The organism is Clostridioides sp. ES-S-0190-01, assembly GCF_020658275.1.
Classification (GTDB): Bacteria; Bacillota; Clostridia; order Peptostreptococcales; family Peptostreptococcaceae; genus Clostridioides.
The window spans coordinates 23,848-40,290 of sequence record NZ_JACVWA010000045.1; the positions used below are offsets into that span (position 1 = coordinate 23,848).

Annotated in this window: 15 protein-coding genes and 1 riboswitch; of the genes, 4 read left to right on the forward strand and 11 right to left on the reverse strand. The window is 27.5% G+C overall.

Annotated features, from left to right (window positions below):
- Positions 1-28 precede the first annotated feature (28 nt).
- Both IC214_RS18430 and IC214_RS18435 read right to left on the reverse strand, forming a co-directional pair.
- Entirely contained in the window at positions 29-1,624 is a 1,596-nt protein-coding gene (locus tag IC214_RS18430) for a putative ABC transporter permease subunit (protein ID WP_227823995.1), read from the reverse strand.
- Positions 1,625-1,672: 48 nt separating this feature from the next.
- Positions 1,673-2,380, reverse strand: a complete 708-nt coding sequence (locus IC214_RS18435; RefSeq protein WP_227866874.1) for an ABC transporter ATP-binding protein — start codon at positions 2,378-2,380, stop codon at positions 1,673-1,675.
- Positions 2,381-2,657: 277 nt separating this feature from the next.
- On the opposite strand from IC214_RS18435, the gene IC214_RS18440 reads away from it, so the two are divergent.
- Positions 2,658-3,803 (forward strand): DEAD/DEAH box helicase, encoded by a 1,146-nt coding sequence (locus IC214_RS18440; RefSeq protein WP_227434755.1) that lies wholly within the window; start codon positions 2,658-2,660, stop codon positions 3,801-3,803.
- A 91-nt stretch (positions 3,804-3,894) separates the two neighbouring features.
- Here the strand turns inward: IC214_RS18440 and IC214_RS18445 are convergent, their stop codons facing one another.
- On the reverse strand, positions 3,895-5,271 hold the full coding sequence (locus IC214_RS18445) for an NCS2 family permease (protein WP_227434756.1): 1,377 nt from the start codon (positions 5,269-5,271) through the stop codon (positions 3,895-3,897).
- Between the two features lie 93 nt (positions 5,272-5,364).
- A riboswitch (purine riboswitch) is annotated at positions 5,365-5,467 on the reverse strand.
- Between the two features lie 266 nt (positions 5,468-5,733).
- Between IC214_RS18445 and IC214_RS18450 the strand changes: the two genes are divergently transcribed.
- The gene (locus IC214_RS18450; protein WP_227434757.1) at positions 5,734-7,080 is read left to right on the forward strand and encodes an MATE family efflux transporter; all 1,347 of its coding nucleotides are present in this window, start codon (positions 5,734-5,736) and stop codon (positions 7,078-7,080) included.
- A 63-nt stretch (positions 7,081-7,143) separates the two neighbouring features.
- A complete protein-coding gene (locus IC214_RS18455) occupies positions 7,144-8,538 on the forward strand; it encodes an SLC13 family permease (protein WP_227866875.1) in 1,395 nt (464 codons plus the stop codon).
- Between the two features lie 129 nt (positions 8,539-8,667).
- Here IC214_RS18455 and fsa read toward each other — a convergent pair whose 3' ends face one another.
- Complete coding sequence (gene fsa / locus IC214_RS18460) at positions 8,668-9,342, reverse strand: fructose-6-phosphate aldolase (RefSeq protein ID WP_227434759.1); 675 nt, start codon at positions 9,340-9,342, stop codon at positions 8,668-8,670.
- A gap of 286 nt (positions 9,343-9,628) precedes the next feature.
- Here fsa and IC214_RS18465 point away from each other — a divergent pair, with 286 nt between their 5' ends.
- Positions 9,629-10,393: a DeoR/GlpR family DNA-binding transcription regulator gene (locus IC214_RS18465; RefSeq protein ID WP_227434760.1), complete on the forward strand. Its 765-nt coding sequence runs from the start codon at positions 9,629-9,631 to the stop codon at positions 10,391-10,393.
- A 273-nt stretch (positions 10,394-10,666) separates the two neighbouring features.
- Here the strand turns inward: IC214_RS18465 and IC214_RS18470 are convergent, their stop codons facing one another.
- From IC214_RS18470 to IC214_RS18500, 7 genes are all read right to left on the reverse strand, one after another.
- Complete coding sequence (locus IC214_RS18470; RefSeq protein ID WP_227434761.1) at positions 10,667-10,888, reverse strand: hypothetical protein; 222 nt, start codon at positions 10,886-10,888, stop codon at positions 10,667-10,669.
- A gap of 516 nt (positions 10,889-11,404) precedes the next feature.
- Positions 11,405-11,674 (reverse strand): hypothetical protein, encoded by a 270-nt coding sequence (locus tag IC214_RS18475; RefSeq protein WP_227866876.1) that lies wholly within the window; start codon positions 11,672-11,674, stop codon positions 11,405-11,407.
- A 114-nt stretch (positions 11,675-11,788) separates the two neighbouring features.
- Positions 11,789-12,196, reverse strand: a complete 408-nt coding sequence (locus tag IC214_RS18480) for an ABC transporter permease (protein ID WP_227866877.1) — start codon at positions 12,194-12,196, stop codon at positions 11,789-11,791.
- Complete coding sequence (locus tag IC214_RS18485) at positions 12,184-12,993, reverse strand: ABC transporter permease (RefSeq protein ID WP_227866878.1); 810 nt, start codon at positions 12,991-12,993, stop codon at positions 12,184-12,186. Before IC214_RS18485 ends, IC214_RS18480 begins: the two co-directional genes overlap by 13 nt.
- Complete coding sequence (locus IC214_RS18490; protein ID WP_227866879.1) at positions 12,986-13,909, reverse strand: ABC transporter ATP-binding protein; 924 nt, start codon at positions 13,907-13,909, stop codon at positions 12,986-12,988. The genes IC214_RS18485 and IC214_RS18490 overlap by 8 nt, the downstream gene beginning before the upstream one ends.
- A 554-nt stretch (positions 13,910-14,463) precedes the next feature.
- A complete protein-coding gene (locus tag IC214_RS18495; RefSeq protein WP_227434764.1) occupies positions 14,464-15,741 on the reverse strand; it encodes a sensor histidine kinase in 1,278 nt (425 codons plus the stop codon).
- Positions 15,725-16,393 carry a response regulator transcription factor gene (locus IC214_RS18500; protein WP_227434765.1) on the reverse strand — a complete coding sequence of 223 codons (669 nt, stop codon included), beginning with the start codon at positions 16,391-16,393 and terminating at the stop codon, positions 15,725-15,727. The genes IC214_RS18495 and IC214_RS18500 overlap by 17 nt, the downstream gene beginning before the upstream one ends.
- Between the last annotated feature and the right edge of the window lie 50 nt (positions 16,394-16,443).

Genomic DNA, 16,443 nt, shown 5'->3' on the forward strand with positions numbered 1-16,443 from the left:
AATAAGTCTATTTTTAACACAAATATATCTATAAATTTTTAAATATTTTTACTCCTTTAGTGGAAATAATTCTCCATAGCATAAAGTCTAATATAAGTGTAAGCACACTTGCTAAAATCAAATATATATTTAGAAATGAAACTTTCAATAACATATATGTGCCTCCAAGTATAACTATATAAATTAATGATACTAATATTGTAACTATCATACTTGCACTTCTTTTTACTACCGCCACTTCATTTTTCCAATCAAGGTTTGGATAAAGTAAATTTGATAACAATCCCATTAAAGCTACAAACATTGACATAGTTACAATCAAGCAACTTGCTACCATCACGAACTGAATTTCAAAGTTTAGTTTTATAGACACTAATATTAGACATAAAACAGATAATGGTGCATTTAATAAAAAATTCATCAATATTTTTGACCAAAATATCTCCCTTTCATCTATTGGAGAAGACTTTAGTATCCATAGATTCTTTCCTTCAAAAGAAATTGAACAATATGTTGTGCAGTTCATTACTATTATAAATAGAAACGCACCTAATAACTGTATTTTTATAATACTAAAATCTATATTCATTTTTAGTAACTCACCTATTTTATCAGCTCCAAATGCCAACACACCGATTGTAGCCACTATTAAAAATAACAGACCAATAGATGAATTCAAAAAGTAAATAAATGAAGAAGTATATCTTCTAAATTCTTTTTTCAATAGAGCCTTTGAGGGTGTTGAAATTTTTTGACTTTTAAATTTATAGTTTTTAGTCTTATAACTTTCACCCATTCTAGCATTTATCTTTGTAAATCCTTTTGCAAACAGAGTCACAAAGATAAAGAATGGTATTAATGATGTTGCCATAAACATTAAAAATGAAACTATACTTCCAGTTTTAAGAGCATCAACAAAATAGTATATAGGTGGATATATTTTATTAATTGTTTCTGAAATAGATGCACTATTTTTTAATAACTCAACTGATATAGAGTTTAATTTTGACAGAAGTACAGTATAAGCCAAAATTAATATTACATTACCTATGATTAACACTAAATTTTTATATTTTAGCCTTGATGATAGCTGTCCTATAAATAAGAAAATTATTGATGAAACAACTATTGGTAGTAATGGCAGAGCCAAAAATAATAATATTAAGTAAGGAAAATAGGTTATACTTACATTGGCATTAAAAAAATAAACTACTGCTGGTATAATCATACACACTGAAGAAAACAAATAATTAGTTCCAACTAACATTAATATTTTACTAGCCAATATAGTAGATTCTTTTATTGGCAAACTAGTTAATAACTCTAAATCCTTCGCTTGAAATAGATATGATGAAGTTTTATATAATGATGTAACAATTGCCATTACTGTTGATAATCCAAAGCCAAACACAAGCAACATTTCCATTTGATTTATTTGTTTTAAAATATCAACTAGAGAAAGACTTAAACTTGTTACATAAAATATTAATAGCCCTACTACAACAACTATTGAAAACATCATTCCTATTATTTTTTGTTTTTCTTTGCTGTCTATATTTTTTAAAGCATTCAATTTAAACTCATTTATTATATTAGTTTTTATTAATATACTTAGATTACTCATAATTTATCATACCTCACTTTAGACATTATATTCTGTAAAAATAGCATTTTATTTTTCTATTAATTCCATAAAAATATTTTCAAGAGAATTGTTTCCTTTCACTTCTTCAGTAGTTCCATAAGCAATTATATTTCCATCTTTTATTATGGCAATCTTATCACAGATTTTTTCAGCAACTTCTAATACATGCGTTGAGAAAAATATACAACCACCTTTTTTACAAAACTCCTTCATTATTTCCTTTAATATAAAGGAAGCTTTTGGGTCAAGACCTACAAAAGGTTCATCAAGAATTAGAATTTTAGGATTATGGATTAAAGCTGAAATTATAGCTAGTTTTTGTTTCATTCCATGTGAATACGAAGATATTAAATCTCCTAATGCCCTATTAATTTCAAATTTATTTGAATAGTATTTTATTAATTCCTCTCTTTCATTTTTATCTACCTCAAATATATCTGCTATAAAATTAAGGTATTGTATTCCAGTTAGAGCTTCATATAAATCTGGATTATCAGGAATATACGCCATTTCCTTTTTGCACTCAACAGATTGTTTTTTTATAAATTTAGAGTTTATAAGTATTTCTCCTCCCTCAAAATCATGTATCCCAACAATTGCTTTAATAGTAGTAGTTTTTCCTGCACCATTATGACCTATAAAGCCAAAAATCTCTCCATCATTTACCTCAAATGAAATATTATTTACTACCTTTTTATTTTTATATGATTTAGATACATTACTTATCTTTAACATAATTTCCCTCCATGTTATATATTATAGTTTTAATACTTGTTATATATAATATATAACAAGTATTAAGCAATTGCAACTACAATTTGCTAAATTTTTAAATTTAAGTATTAGACAATTGTAAAAATACTGAACTCAATATAAATATACAAAAAACATCTATATTTACTTCTAAATTGCACATAATTATAAAATAATGTATAGTTCGATTTGACTAAACAATGTATAATAAGAAATAGTTAACTACAATAATATAAGTTTTTAATAGAAGGAGCAAAAGATGAACACATTTGAACAATTAAAGATAAGTTCTACTCTAATAAATGGACTTAAAAAACAAGACATAACTTCTCCAACAGAAGTTCAGTCACTTGTTATAGAAAATATAATGCAAAATAAAGATTTATTAATCAACTCACAAACTGGAACAGGAAAAACACTTGCATATGTTTTACCTATATTTGAAAGAATTGATACATCAAAAAGAGAAACTCAGGCTCTTATACTTGCACCAACACATGAATTAGTAATGCAAATTACAAATCAAATTGAATTATTAGCAAAAAACTCAGAAACTCCTTTGACTTCACTATCCTTAATTGGAGAAGTTAATATACAAAAACAAATAAAAAATATAAAGGCTATAAAACCACATATAGTAATAGGAACTTGTGGAAGAGTTTTAGACTTAATAAAGCAGAAGAAGTTAAAATCACACAACATAAAAACTATCGTTTTAGATGAAGTGGACAATTTGTTGAATGGTAAAAACATAACTTGTGTAGAAGACATAATAAAAACTACATTAAGAGATAGACAAATCATAGGTTGTTCTGCAAGTCTTACAGATAGTACTATAAAAATTTGTGATAAATTTATGAAAGAATTTGAATTAATAAAAACAAAAGAAAAGTCACAGATAAATCCTAATATAAATCATACATATATGTTAGGGGAAATAAGAGATAAATTTAATTTTCTTAGAAAAACATTAGCTGCTACAAACCCAAAAAGAGCTATTGTATTTGTAAACAATGAAAAAAACATAGATGTTATAGTATCAAAATTAAACTATCATAATTATAAAGCAATTGGAATATTTGGAAATATGCCAAAAGAGGATAGAAAAAATGCAATAAATAAATTTAAACTTGGAAAAGCAAAAATTTTAGTTACAACAGATTTATCTGCTCGTGGACTTGATATAGTAGATATAAGCCATGTTTTTAATTTAGATTTTCCAAATAGTAAAAATGAATATCTGCATAGATGTGGTAGAACTGCTAGAGGAAACCGAAGTGGAGATACTATTTCAATAATAACAAAAAAAGAATTAGATATTATAAAAGAATTGCAAAAAGAATTTAATATAACAATTGTGCCTAAAACCTTAGAAAAGGGAAAATTAGTAGATATATCTAAGTAATACAAAAAAATAAGAACTGTAACTTCTTCTCAAAATAGATTAGAAATTACAGTTCTTTATTTTATTGAATTAAATTTTTAAACAATATCTATTATAATAGCCAAAGTTTTATTATAAATAATATAGCAAGAACAATCATTACTACTGAAACATGTTTCTTATCTTCAGCCTTTTTAGCTCCAAATATGTTGTAAAATACATTTACAAAAACATAAGTTAATATACCTAGAGTTAAACCATCACCTATACTATAAGTTAATGCCATACAAGCAATAGTAACGAAAGCTGGAACACCTTCAGTTATATTGTCAAACTCAATATCTTTAACTGTACCAAGCATCAAGTACCCAACATAAATTAAAGCTGGTGCTGTAGCACATGATGGAATTGCTATAAATACAGGAGAGAAAAACATTGCAACTAAGAATAAAACACCAACTGTTACTGCTGTCCATCCAGTTCTACCACCTGCAATAACTCCTGTTGAACTCTCAACATAAGTTGTAACTGTAGATACTCCAAGCCCTGCACCTACTGTAGTTGCAACTGCATCTGTAAGCAAAGCTCTACCTACATTAGGAACATTTCCTTTTTCATCTAGCATATTTGCTTTAGAGCAAACCCCTACTAATGTACCTACTGTATCAAAGAAATCAACAAATAAGAATGTACAAACTATTACAAAGAAACCACCTATATTTGTTGGATGTAATACATATCCTAAATCTATTTTACCTGCTATCGGTGCTAAACTTTCAAACTTGAATATTCCACTAGGTAAGTATATACCTAATTTTTGTGCATATTCTGGATTCATAAATGCAAATCCCCAAGCAAGTAATGAACTTACTACTATTCCAAAAAGGATAGAACCTTTAACTCTTTTTTTATCTAATACTGCTACAATTATTAATCCTATGCAAGCTATTATTACTGCTGGAGTAAATTTCCCCATCTTTATAAGAGTAGCTTGATCTCCAATTACGATTCCACAATTAACTAAACCTATAAGTGCAATAAATATACCTATACCACCTGTAACAGCAAGCTTCATATTCTTTGGTATTGCATTTACAACAGCTTCACGAACTCCACTTACTGATAATATTATAAAAATGATACCTTCTACAAATACCGCTGTAAGAGCTACTTCCCAAGGAACCCCCATTTGTAAGACTACTGTGTATGCAAAAAATGCATTAAGACCCATACCTGATGCTAAAGCAAAAGGAAGATTTGCAACCATTCCCATTAAAATACATCCAAATGCTGCTGCTAGACATGTCCCTGTAACAAGAGCACCTGCTGGCATCCCTGTTGCTGATAAAATGTTTGGATTTACAGCTATTATATAAGCCATAGTTAAAAAAGTAGTTACACCAGCAATTACTTCTTTCTTCATGTCGACATTTTTATTAGTCAAAATTGGAAAAAGTTTCTGCATGGTACTACTGTTTGTTGTTTGCATAACAACACCTCCTATTAAATTTTACAAAAAAACGACGCAGTAACTAATAAGCTGAGTCGTATCCTTCATAATTTAGTTAAATAAATATTTATTTAACTAAATAATAGTATACATAGTCAGAATATTTACGGTATTCCGGTAGAAACTTATGACCCGTATTGTCAAAATTATATGTTATACAATATAAAACATGAATTTTTCTTTACGAATATTATTTTAATTTATATAGTTAATTTTGTCAATATATGCGTATATATTAGAATAAATTTGTATTAATATTCGATTATATTAAATGTTAATTTTCTATATCTACGTCATACTTATATTCTTTACATTTTTATAAAATATATGATTATTTAATACAATTTATTTATAGTACAGATATAAAGTTTATGTTAAGATTATATTATATTTATTATAGCAAATTGATAATTAATAATTTTTAAATTTGGAGGAATAAGGGTGAAAGATTTAACTACAGGTCATGAGGGAAAATCTATATTCTTTTTTGCTATGCCTATGCTTATTGGTAGTTTATTTCAACAACTATACAATACTGCTGATAGTATTATAGTTGGTAGATTTATTGGTAAAGAAGCTATGGCAGCAGTCTCAGGTGCTAACCCTATAATGTTTTTGCTTGTAGCAATGCTTATGGGTGTCAGTCTTGGTTTTTCTATTTTAATTTCACAGTTTTATGGTTCAGGAGATTTAAAAAAAGTAAAAGCTACTATTGATACTACATATATACTTTTATTTATTGGCTCTATATTGATAAGTGTTATTGGAATAGTATTTGGAGGTCCTATGCTTAAGCTTATGAATACTCCAGAATCAGTTTTTAATCAATCAAAACTGTATCTTACTATAATATTTGGTGGAATCTTATTTTCTGCTGGATATAATTCAGTAAGTGCAATACTTAGAGGACTTGGAGATTCAGTAACTCCACTTTATTTTTTAATAATAGCCACAATTTTAAATATAGTTTTAGATTTAACTTTTATTGTTGTCTTGAAAATGGGAGTTGAAGGTGTTGCACTTGCCACTATAATGGCTCAAGCAGTATCATTTATAATTAGCATAATATATTTAAATAAAAAACATGAAGTACTTAAATTTAAGATTAAAGGAATTGTATATGACAATAAAATATTTAAAGATGGTCTTAGATTAGGACTTCCAAGTGGAGTTCAACAGATGTTATTTTCAATTGGCAACATGGCTCTTCAATTTTTAGTTAATGGTTATGGTACATCTGCCATGGCAGCTTTTGGAGCTGGTCTTAGAATAGAAAACTTTATAAGCTTACCTATCATGAACCTTGGTTCTGCTGTTTCCACTTTTGTTGCTCAAAATATAGGTGCTGGAGAAAATGAAAGGGTTAGAAAAGGAATTCGTGAATCTATAAAAATGGCTTTAATTCTAGCAATTGTTGTCGTTGCCTTAATCTTATTATTTAGAGAAAACTTAATTTCTCTATTTAATACAGACAAAGATGTCATTAAAATTGGTTCTTCTTACTTATTTATAATAGGACCTTTTTTCTTATTTATTGGTACTTCCTTTGTACTTTCAAGTGCAATGAAAGGTGCTGGTGATTCTATGTTTGCTTTGATGAGTTCAGTCGTATCTTTATGGCTTGGAAGAATTCCTGCTTCTTATTTATTTTCTAGATTATTTGGAACAGATGGAATTTGGATGGGTATACCTTTTGGTTGGACTTTAGGTCTTATTGTTACAGTCATCTATTATAAAAAAGGTTATTGGAAAACTAAAGCTATTGTAAATCATAGAATTAATGAATAATCTTTTAATAAAATGTATTCACCTTCATTATGATATAATAAATTATGGAGGTGGATACAAAAAATGGATATTATTCTTAAACCAAAACAATTTTGCATGACTATTATGGTTACTATAATTCTTTACTTCTTTCTAAATTATAGTTTCAATATAAAATTTTCTATATGCTTATCGTTTTTAACTATCTTAATATGGGCTGTAGACTCTGTTGAAAAAACTGTAGTTGCACTAGTCTTTGTAATATTAGCTTTTATTTTTAATATTGCACCTTTGAAAGTCATTTTACAATTTTTATTTACAGAAAATTTTTATATAATAATCCTTGCTTACATAATTACTAATGCAGTTGCAAATACAGGTGTTGCAAAAATTATTTCTGAAAAATTAATTTTAAATACTGTAGATACCCCTAAAAAAATGATTTTTTTATCATATATTTTAGGTGTATTATTAATATTTTTCATACCACAGCCATTTCCAAGAGTCATTCTTGTGTCAGCTTTTTATAAAGAATTTTTTAAAGAACAACACTTAGCTGATGATTCAAAATCTATACTTCTCTTTAGTATATTTACAGCATCTACATTTACATCAATGTTTTTTGTAAATGGAGATACTCTTTTAAACTATGTAGTCCTAGAACTTGGAAATTGTAATATAAACTGGGGGCAGTGGGCTTTTTATATGTCTGTTCCAACTATAATTACTTGTTTTATAACTTATTTTTTATTTATAATTGTTTTTAAAAAAGAATTATCTTTAATAAAATTTACTTCTTATGATAATCTTAATTCTAATAAATTTCAATTTTCATATTCTAATCTAAAAAAAGAATTTTGTTTATTAAGTGATGAACAAAAACATGTATTTTTATGTTTAGGAATAATGTTTTTTATGTTCTTAACTCAATTTATTCATAATTTAAATACACTAATTATAATGTCTATTTGTGTACTTCTTTTGTTGTTAAAAGGAATAATTGGTTTCAATACTTTAAAAGAAATAAATTGGAAAGTTCTCATTTTTTTTGTAGCAGCGTTTTCAATTGGAGGAGTACTAAAGTATTCTGGAGTTGTTGATATAATGGGAAACTATTTAATAAAATTAATTCCAAACTCTTCAAAAACTATTTCAATATTATTTTTAATAACCCTGACAATAATACTGAATATATGCCTTGGAAGTGCTGTCACTACATCCTCCGTGGTGATACCATTACTTGGAAGTTTACATATATTGAAAGAAAATAGTATTGTTCTTTGCCTTTTTGTTTATATTGTAGTAAGTATACAATACATATTGCCTTTTCATCATGCAACAATAATGGTTGGACATGGTGAGAATCTATATAATAGTAAGGTTATTTTTAAGTATGGTTTGACTTTAATTCCTTTAACCTATTTTATAATAATCTGTATAACCTTCCCTTGGTGGAGATTTATAGGTCTAGAAGTTTAACAAAGATGAAAATATGAATTTTCTTTTTAATAATTTAGAACATTATTATCTTAAGTTAATTCATATTTTCATCTTTTTTATAAAAATCTATTTATAAAATTGCATAAAAACTAATTTTTTATTCTAAAATTAAATGTTATTTGTTTTGCTACCTTTTCCAAAAGTATTTTCCCAATCTTCTATAAACTTATCAACACTCCAATCTGTCAATGGATGATTCATCATGGATTTACAAATATCATATGGCACTGTAACACTGTGTACTCCACACTTCATTAATTCTATAACCTGTTGTGCATTTTTAAAACTAGCAGCAAGTACCTTTGTATCCATATTATAAGTATCTATTATTTTTATAAGCTCTGAAACCACAGATACACCATCCCCAGATATATTATCAAGTCTGTTTACATAAGGTGCAACATAATTTGCTCCAGCTTTTGCAGCTAAAAATCCCTGATGAGCAGTAAATATTGCAGTGGCAGTTATTTTTATTCCTTTTTTATGAAGGTCTTTTATAGCTCTTAAACCATCTTGTGTTACAGGTATTTTCACATATATGTTTTCTCTCAAACTACTTATATATAATGCTTCATCTAATATATCTTCATACTTTGTACTTAATACTTGAGCATGTATAGGCATATCTTCACCTATAATTTCACCAATCTCACTTATAAGTTGCTTAAAATTCTTTTTTTCCTTTGAAATAATACTTGGATTTGTTGTTACACCATCAACTGGTAAATAAGTACTTAGCTCTTTAATTTCCTCTATGTTACCTGTATCTAAGATTAGTTGCATTAAAATATCCCCCTTTAAACTTTATTTTTTTATTTTATTTATTCTTATTATATATTGGTTTGGTATTATTTTCAACTTTTTTATTATTGTTTTTTATGTTTTTTTATTGTTTGATTTTGTTGTATATTTTTATAATTTCTTTATTTATTAAGTTTTAAATAAACTATTAAGAATAATATACTTTTTATATTAAATTAATGTTGTATTCCATATTAAAATAGTTGATATTTTATCTTTTATCTTATAATATTTACTATAATACTATATTCAGGAAAAGAGGTAAAAGATGTTTGCGGAAGAAAGGATTCAAGCTATATTAAATATCCTAAAAAAAGAAGGAAGAGTTACTGTAAAAGAACTCAGTTCAAAATTTAATGTTACTGAAGATTGTATAAGAAAAGATTTAAAAAATATAGAAAAAATTTCTTCAATACGAAGAATTTATGGTGGAGCTGTACTAGTCAGAGAAACCCTTGAAAACCAAGATACAAAAGATAGAAAAGAAATTAATATACCAACAAAAAAAATAATAGCAGAAAAAGCATTTAATCTAATTTCAGATAGAGAAACTATATTTTTAGATATATCTACAATCAATATATTGTTGGCTAAACTGTTAGCTGAAAGCAATAAGAAAGTAACATTAGTCACAAATATGCTAGATATACTAAATGTAGTTACTTCAAAGCCCAATAATTTAAATGTAATTTCTACTGGTGGTTTATTAAATCTTAGCTTAGATGGATTTGTTGGTACTCCGACAATAGACTTTATATCAAGATATAAATTTGATAAAACTTTTATGGGCAGTTGTGGTATAGATGTATTTAATTCTTCTCTTACAACATTTGAAATTGAAGATGGACTTACAAAAAAAGCTATAATAAATTCAAGTAAAAAAGTATTTATAGTTATGGAAGATAAAAAATTTAAATTTGATGGAAACTTTAAATTTGCTCATTTAGAAGACATTAGTTCTATAATTACAGAAAAATCACCTACTCCTGACATAGTAAATACTTTATCAGAATTTAATGTGAATGTTTTATAAACTTAATGATATATTTTTCAAATAGATTAAAGAGATAAACCATTATTTTGTAAATATCCTTAAAAGCCTTAATTCTATATGATTACAGCAATAATCAAATTTAATATTTAAAATTTTAAAATTGATATGATTTAAATACAACATACTTGAAATAGACTTTCTAAATATAATACAGTTATTTTTAGAAAGCCTATTTCTTCTGTAAAACCTTTTATAGTATTTCTTATCTAAGAACTATTATTGACAATAGTACCTAAATCTATAGACAAAACTTTATTTCATTTCATCTTTCATTTGCTTTTCTAAATCTTTTGCAAATTTCTTTTGCTCATATCTTTCCATCATTTCATCTTTCTTCATTTCTAGGTTTACCATAGCACCTTGAGCGTCATCTTTTAAGTCTTCAGCAGTATTTTTCATTACATAAGCTGTCTTTTTAGCACCTTCTTTTAAATCTTCTTTCATGTTTTTCATATCTCTTTTAAGTCTATCCATCAAAACTACCTCCTCTGTAAATATAATACTTCCTACAGTTATTTTTCCCAAAATGTATATATTTATTTGCTCTATCAAGTATAATTTTTAAGTTATTAAATGTAATTTAAGACTATCTGAATATATAACTTTTAATAAAGATTACCTATTTTTCGTTTTAAAATAAAAATAACATCAAGCATATATACTCTATGCTCGATGTTATTTCTTAAATTCATTGCATTTAATTGTTGGGAATTACTATAATGATGATTTAATTGGAGGATATTAGGTTATATCATCATTATAGCTTGGTGTTATTTTATGGTTTAAAATTTTTTATTTCTATTTACATAATACATTTTTAGTATGAATTTTTTATGATTTTACAATGAACTATTATTGAAACTTCTACTTTTTAATGTAGAAAATACTATATATGTAAAGATATTGTATTGCAGATCAGTATTTAATTTACGAAATTATCCAATATAAACTGATAGAAGAATAATCTTCTGTTGGCTTATTTTTAAATTATTACCATCCCTTTTTTCTTGCTGTTTTTTTCTTTTTAGTAATCGTTAATACACTAGTTTCTTTCTTTTTGCCAGCAAGGATAATTCCAGAAATCAATAAAATGAACAGCCGTACAATTAAAGCAGGAAAAATACGATAAGTATATCCATACTCCGCACTACAATTAGAATCCATTAAAATCATACTTGCTTTAATCGGATAATAATTTAATAATGTTCCTTCAAAAGTTCCAAAATATCCATATACAAAAGCAAGTGCAACACCACCCAAAAAGTTATTTACTGAACAACAGAAAAGTAAGATAATGGGTAAAACAGCAATGTATACAAAAATGTTTGCTCCGATAATATGAATAAACATATTAATGATATTGCCAAAACCTACTCATGGAAATCCAGCAATTATATTGATTACTAACGCTATAACACATCCTATAAAACTGAAATAAATTGTTAAGAGTAGTAGTATAAGTAATTTGCTGGAAAGTAGTTGTTTGTAAGGAATAGGAATTGTTAATAGGCTTTTTATGGTATCGTCTGTATATTCCCGTGTTATGATATATCCAGCAATCAATGTAATAATAATCGGGAAAAAAAGGGTACAATTACTAGTCATAACCTGTTGCATGAAATATTCAAATGTCCATGATTGTCCACCACTAGCTGTTGAATAAAATAATGACAGTAGTGGAGAAAGTGTTGTCATAATAATTCCAGCCTTTATTACAGAATATCGTTTTAATTTCAAAAATTCAACTTTTACTATATTTTCCATATATATTACCTCGTCCATTTTTTGTAGAATCGAACTATCAGCCATAAGGAGATAGTAACAGTAATCACCATGAGTAAAACTGTATGGCTAGTGGTTGGTACAATATCGTATGCTTCTGGTAAAAGATTATCTTTTTGCAGATTATTCATCATGGAACCGCTCGCCCAGTTCATAACACATATAACTGGAAAGAAATTTAAAAAAGTGATTTTAGAAGCACTTATGGAGGTTCCCACAGTCCCCAATATTCCCCAGTTGAAAATAGAATAGAAAAATGCAAGCAAGATGGACAATAAAAATGTTTTGTTAAAATAAATAATCAGAAAAACAATCGGTAAAGAAGCCGCTACAATAAGCACAGCAAAAACTAAACTCATCATTAACTTATAGGACATACCATAAACCATTCCTGCATGAAACAAACTGGAAAACAATGCAACTGATAAGGTATTTATTAGGCAAAAAGCAATTCCAAAAATAAATAACATATAGATTTTTGCCATGATAAGTTGCGTATTTGCAATAGGTATTGTCCTGATATTTTTTGAAGTATTACAGTCTCTTTCTATAAAGAAAAGAATAGCTGCAATAATACCAATTAAACAAGGCAGTAAAAAAACCAATCCATAACCTAACATCATTGTATAGACATAATCAAATCTTGTTTGAAGATAATGTTCTGTCATATCTGTGTTTGTTCTGGATTTTGCCATATATGTTAAAATTAAGGGAAAGAATAATGATAATGACAAAAGTGCGTATAATAACTTTTTGCGTTTTAACTTCCAAAATTCACATTTTATAAGTTTAAGCAATTACCTCACCTCTGGTTACTCGTTTGAAGTAGTCTTCAAGGGTCTCTTCGCAAGTATGTGCTTCAAAAACCTCTAATCCATTCTCTACAAACGAAGTTACAATTTTTCCAACAGATAAATCAAGATTATGCAGTCTTAAATTGTGGTCATCTTGAATTGTAAAGTGCTGCTCATGGAATATGTGTTCCAAAACTCTTCCTGCTTGTGCTGTATCAGAAATCGTAAAATGAATATGTTTGTTGCTTTTCTGTTCCAGTTCAGATAGACTTTCTTCTTCCAATAATACTCCGTGGTCGATAATTCCTATATCATCAGCCAGCAGAGCTATCTCTGATAAAATGTGACTGGAGATTAAAATGGTCTTTCCTCTTTTTTTACATAGGTCATGGATAAATGAGCGTATTTCTGCAATTCCAATAGGGTCAAGACCGTTAATTGGTTCATCCAAAATCAATAATTCTGGCTCGTGCATAATAGCAAGGGCAATCGCTAGTCTTTGTTTCATTCCCAGAGAATATTGAGAAAACAGCTTTTTGTCTTTATAGGGAAGACCTACTAAATCCAAAGCATTTTTGATAGCGTTCCGGTTTTGAATTCCACGTAAAGTAGCAAAAATACACAGATTTTCCGTAGCAGTCAGATTCGGATAAAAACCAGGCGATTCAATCAGACTTCCTATGCGTGGCAGCAATTTTTTTTCATTGTCTTTTAAGCATTTTCCAAAAATCTTCACTTCACCAGAAGTAGGCTGTGTTAATCCAAGCAACATTTTCATTGTGGTAGTTTTTCCTGCTCCGTTTCTACCAAGCAGACCGTAAATTCTCCCTTTCTGTACATGGATGTTCAGGTCAGCAACACTTTTTTGCGAACCATACTGTTTTGTAAGATTTTTCGTTTCAATTATGTATTTGTTCATATACATTCCCCCTATTCTGATTCCCATTATAACACTCTAATCTTACATTAATCTTGCTAGAACCTTGCATTAACCTTGCAATTTATCCAAAAAATCCCTCTCAAATTTCTTCTTCAGCAGGGAATAACTCATATTCAGTTCCAGTCTGCCTGTATAAATGCTCAATGAGATAACCAAAATCTACCTTATCCAGCGCTAGATTTTGCCCATCCTCTAAGTAAGATGCCTTGTATCTTCGGTATCTAAAAATGACTGTAACACGGCTCTAAAACCCATTTAATCAAAAGCCATCAATGAAGCCCATTCAATGATGTTCTTTACTTCCTGCTGACTTTTCAAGGATAAGCAAAATCCAATAGAAAAAGGACGCAGATTTCAAAAATGCGTCCTTTTTCTATCATAATATTCAGTTTTATATAATCACACTGTCTGCCTGCTGTCTGCAAAGCCTTGATTTTGCTAATTTTCTACTACCATCCTTATCAAAACTCGTAAATACAGGCTATGCTGACATTTTCCAACTTATGAAAAGATACTCTATATATGTTTTAAAGCTAATTTTTAAATTCAACCGTAAATACTACAGAGTTTTCCTTATTTTTTATACTGTATTCAAACCCATGAGTTTTAAAAATTTGACTGACTATATAAAGACCAAGACCACTTCCTCCAGTTTTTCTTGAACGAGATTTTTCTATTCTATAAAATGGATTAAATATCTCTTCTAAGTAACGTTTCTCTATAGTTACACCAGTATTTTCAATTTCTAAAATAACTCTTTGATTAGAAGTTTTTTTGTTTATTCGATTGTTTTTATCATAAAGTCTAATTATAAGGTCTGAGCCTTCAGGAGAATATTTTATAGCATTATTTATTATATTATTAATTGCTTTAGTTATTCTCTCTTGGTCTGCCTTAATTTCTAGGTTTTCTTCTATTTTTAGAATAGTTTTCATATGTTTTTCTTCTATTAAAAATACTTGTCTTTTTACCAGTCTATTTAAAAGTTCACTTATATTTATTGATACTAATTTTAAATCTTTTTCTAGTATTTCTGATTTTGAAACCTCTATCATCTCATTTACTAAATCTTTTAGCTCTTGTGTACATTCATATGATTTTTTCAAGTAAGTATCCCTATCTTTATACTTACCTACACTATAAATCATTCCTTCAATTTGACCACTTATTATGGTTATTGGAGTTTTTAATTCATGTGATATCGTTGCAACAAAATCCTTTCTTCTATATTCCTGTTCTCTTTCACTCTCTATTATATTTATAAGAGGCTTTGTTATTACGATTGAATATATATATGCTCCAATAATTGCTATTAATATCGCTATTGATATAATGTATGGCATTAACTTTCTTATGACTTCATTTGCTTCGTCAATTGGCTGTAATGGCATAACAAGTTCTAAACTATATGGCCCGTCTTTTGAGTCTTTTGTATATATAGGTATAGATGTTCTATACTCATCTTCAATACTATTAATCATATACTTACTATATCTTAAAATAACTACTTCATTTTTACCATATACAATTTTTCCTTGGTTGTCTTTTAGTAAAATAGCAAGGTTTTGGTCTTTAGCCATATAATAGAGTCTTTCTTCTAAAGTATATGTATCAAAGTGAATTGAACTATCTACTAGAGATTTTAAGCTTTCTTGAAGAGACTCAATTTTATACTCATGATAATATGATGGCAATAAAAAATATAAAATTAGGTATATTATTAAAGCTAATGCTATTAATAATGATGTTGTTATGGAAAATAATTTATACTTTATACTTAATTTTTCCCACTTATCAAATATCCTTCTCAAGTGTATATCCTATTCCTTTTACAGTTTTAATATATGGTAATGATATTTTTTTTCTTATATTTTTTATATGTGCATCAACAATTCTAGTATCTCCATAATAATCATAACCCCATATACTATCTAAAAGACCTTCCCTAGTTATAACCTGTGGATATTTTTCTATCAAAGCTTTCAATATATTAAATTCTTTTAATGTAAGTTCTATAGGCTCTCCATCTATTTCAGCAATATATGTGTTTAAATCTAACTTTAATTTTTCAAAAACTATAAACTTATCATTTATCGTTTTGTTGCTTCTTCTCAAGATAGCTTCTACTCTTTTAATGAGAAGATTAAATGAAAATGGTTTTGTTATATAATCATCGCATTCTAAGTCAAATCCCTTAAGTTGATCTCCTTCATCGTTTAAAGCAGTCAAAAATATAATTGGAACACTTGATGATTTTCTTATCATTTTACAAACTCCATAACCATCTAAGTTTGGCATCATTATATCTAATATTACCAAGTCATAACTTCCTTGCTTAAATTTTTGTATACCTTCTAATCCATCATTTGCTGACTCAACCTGATAGCCTTCTGCACTTAAAAACTCTGATATTAATTCTTGTATGTTTGAATCGTCTTCGATTACAAGTATTGACGAGTTCATCCTATCAATCCTTTCTATTTTAAAATTTCTTATATTACTTATATTTTATC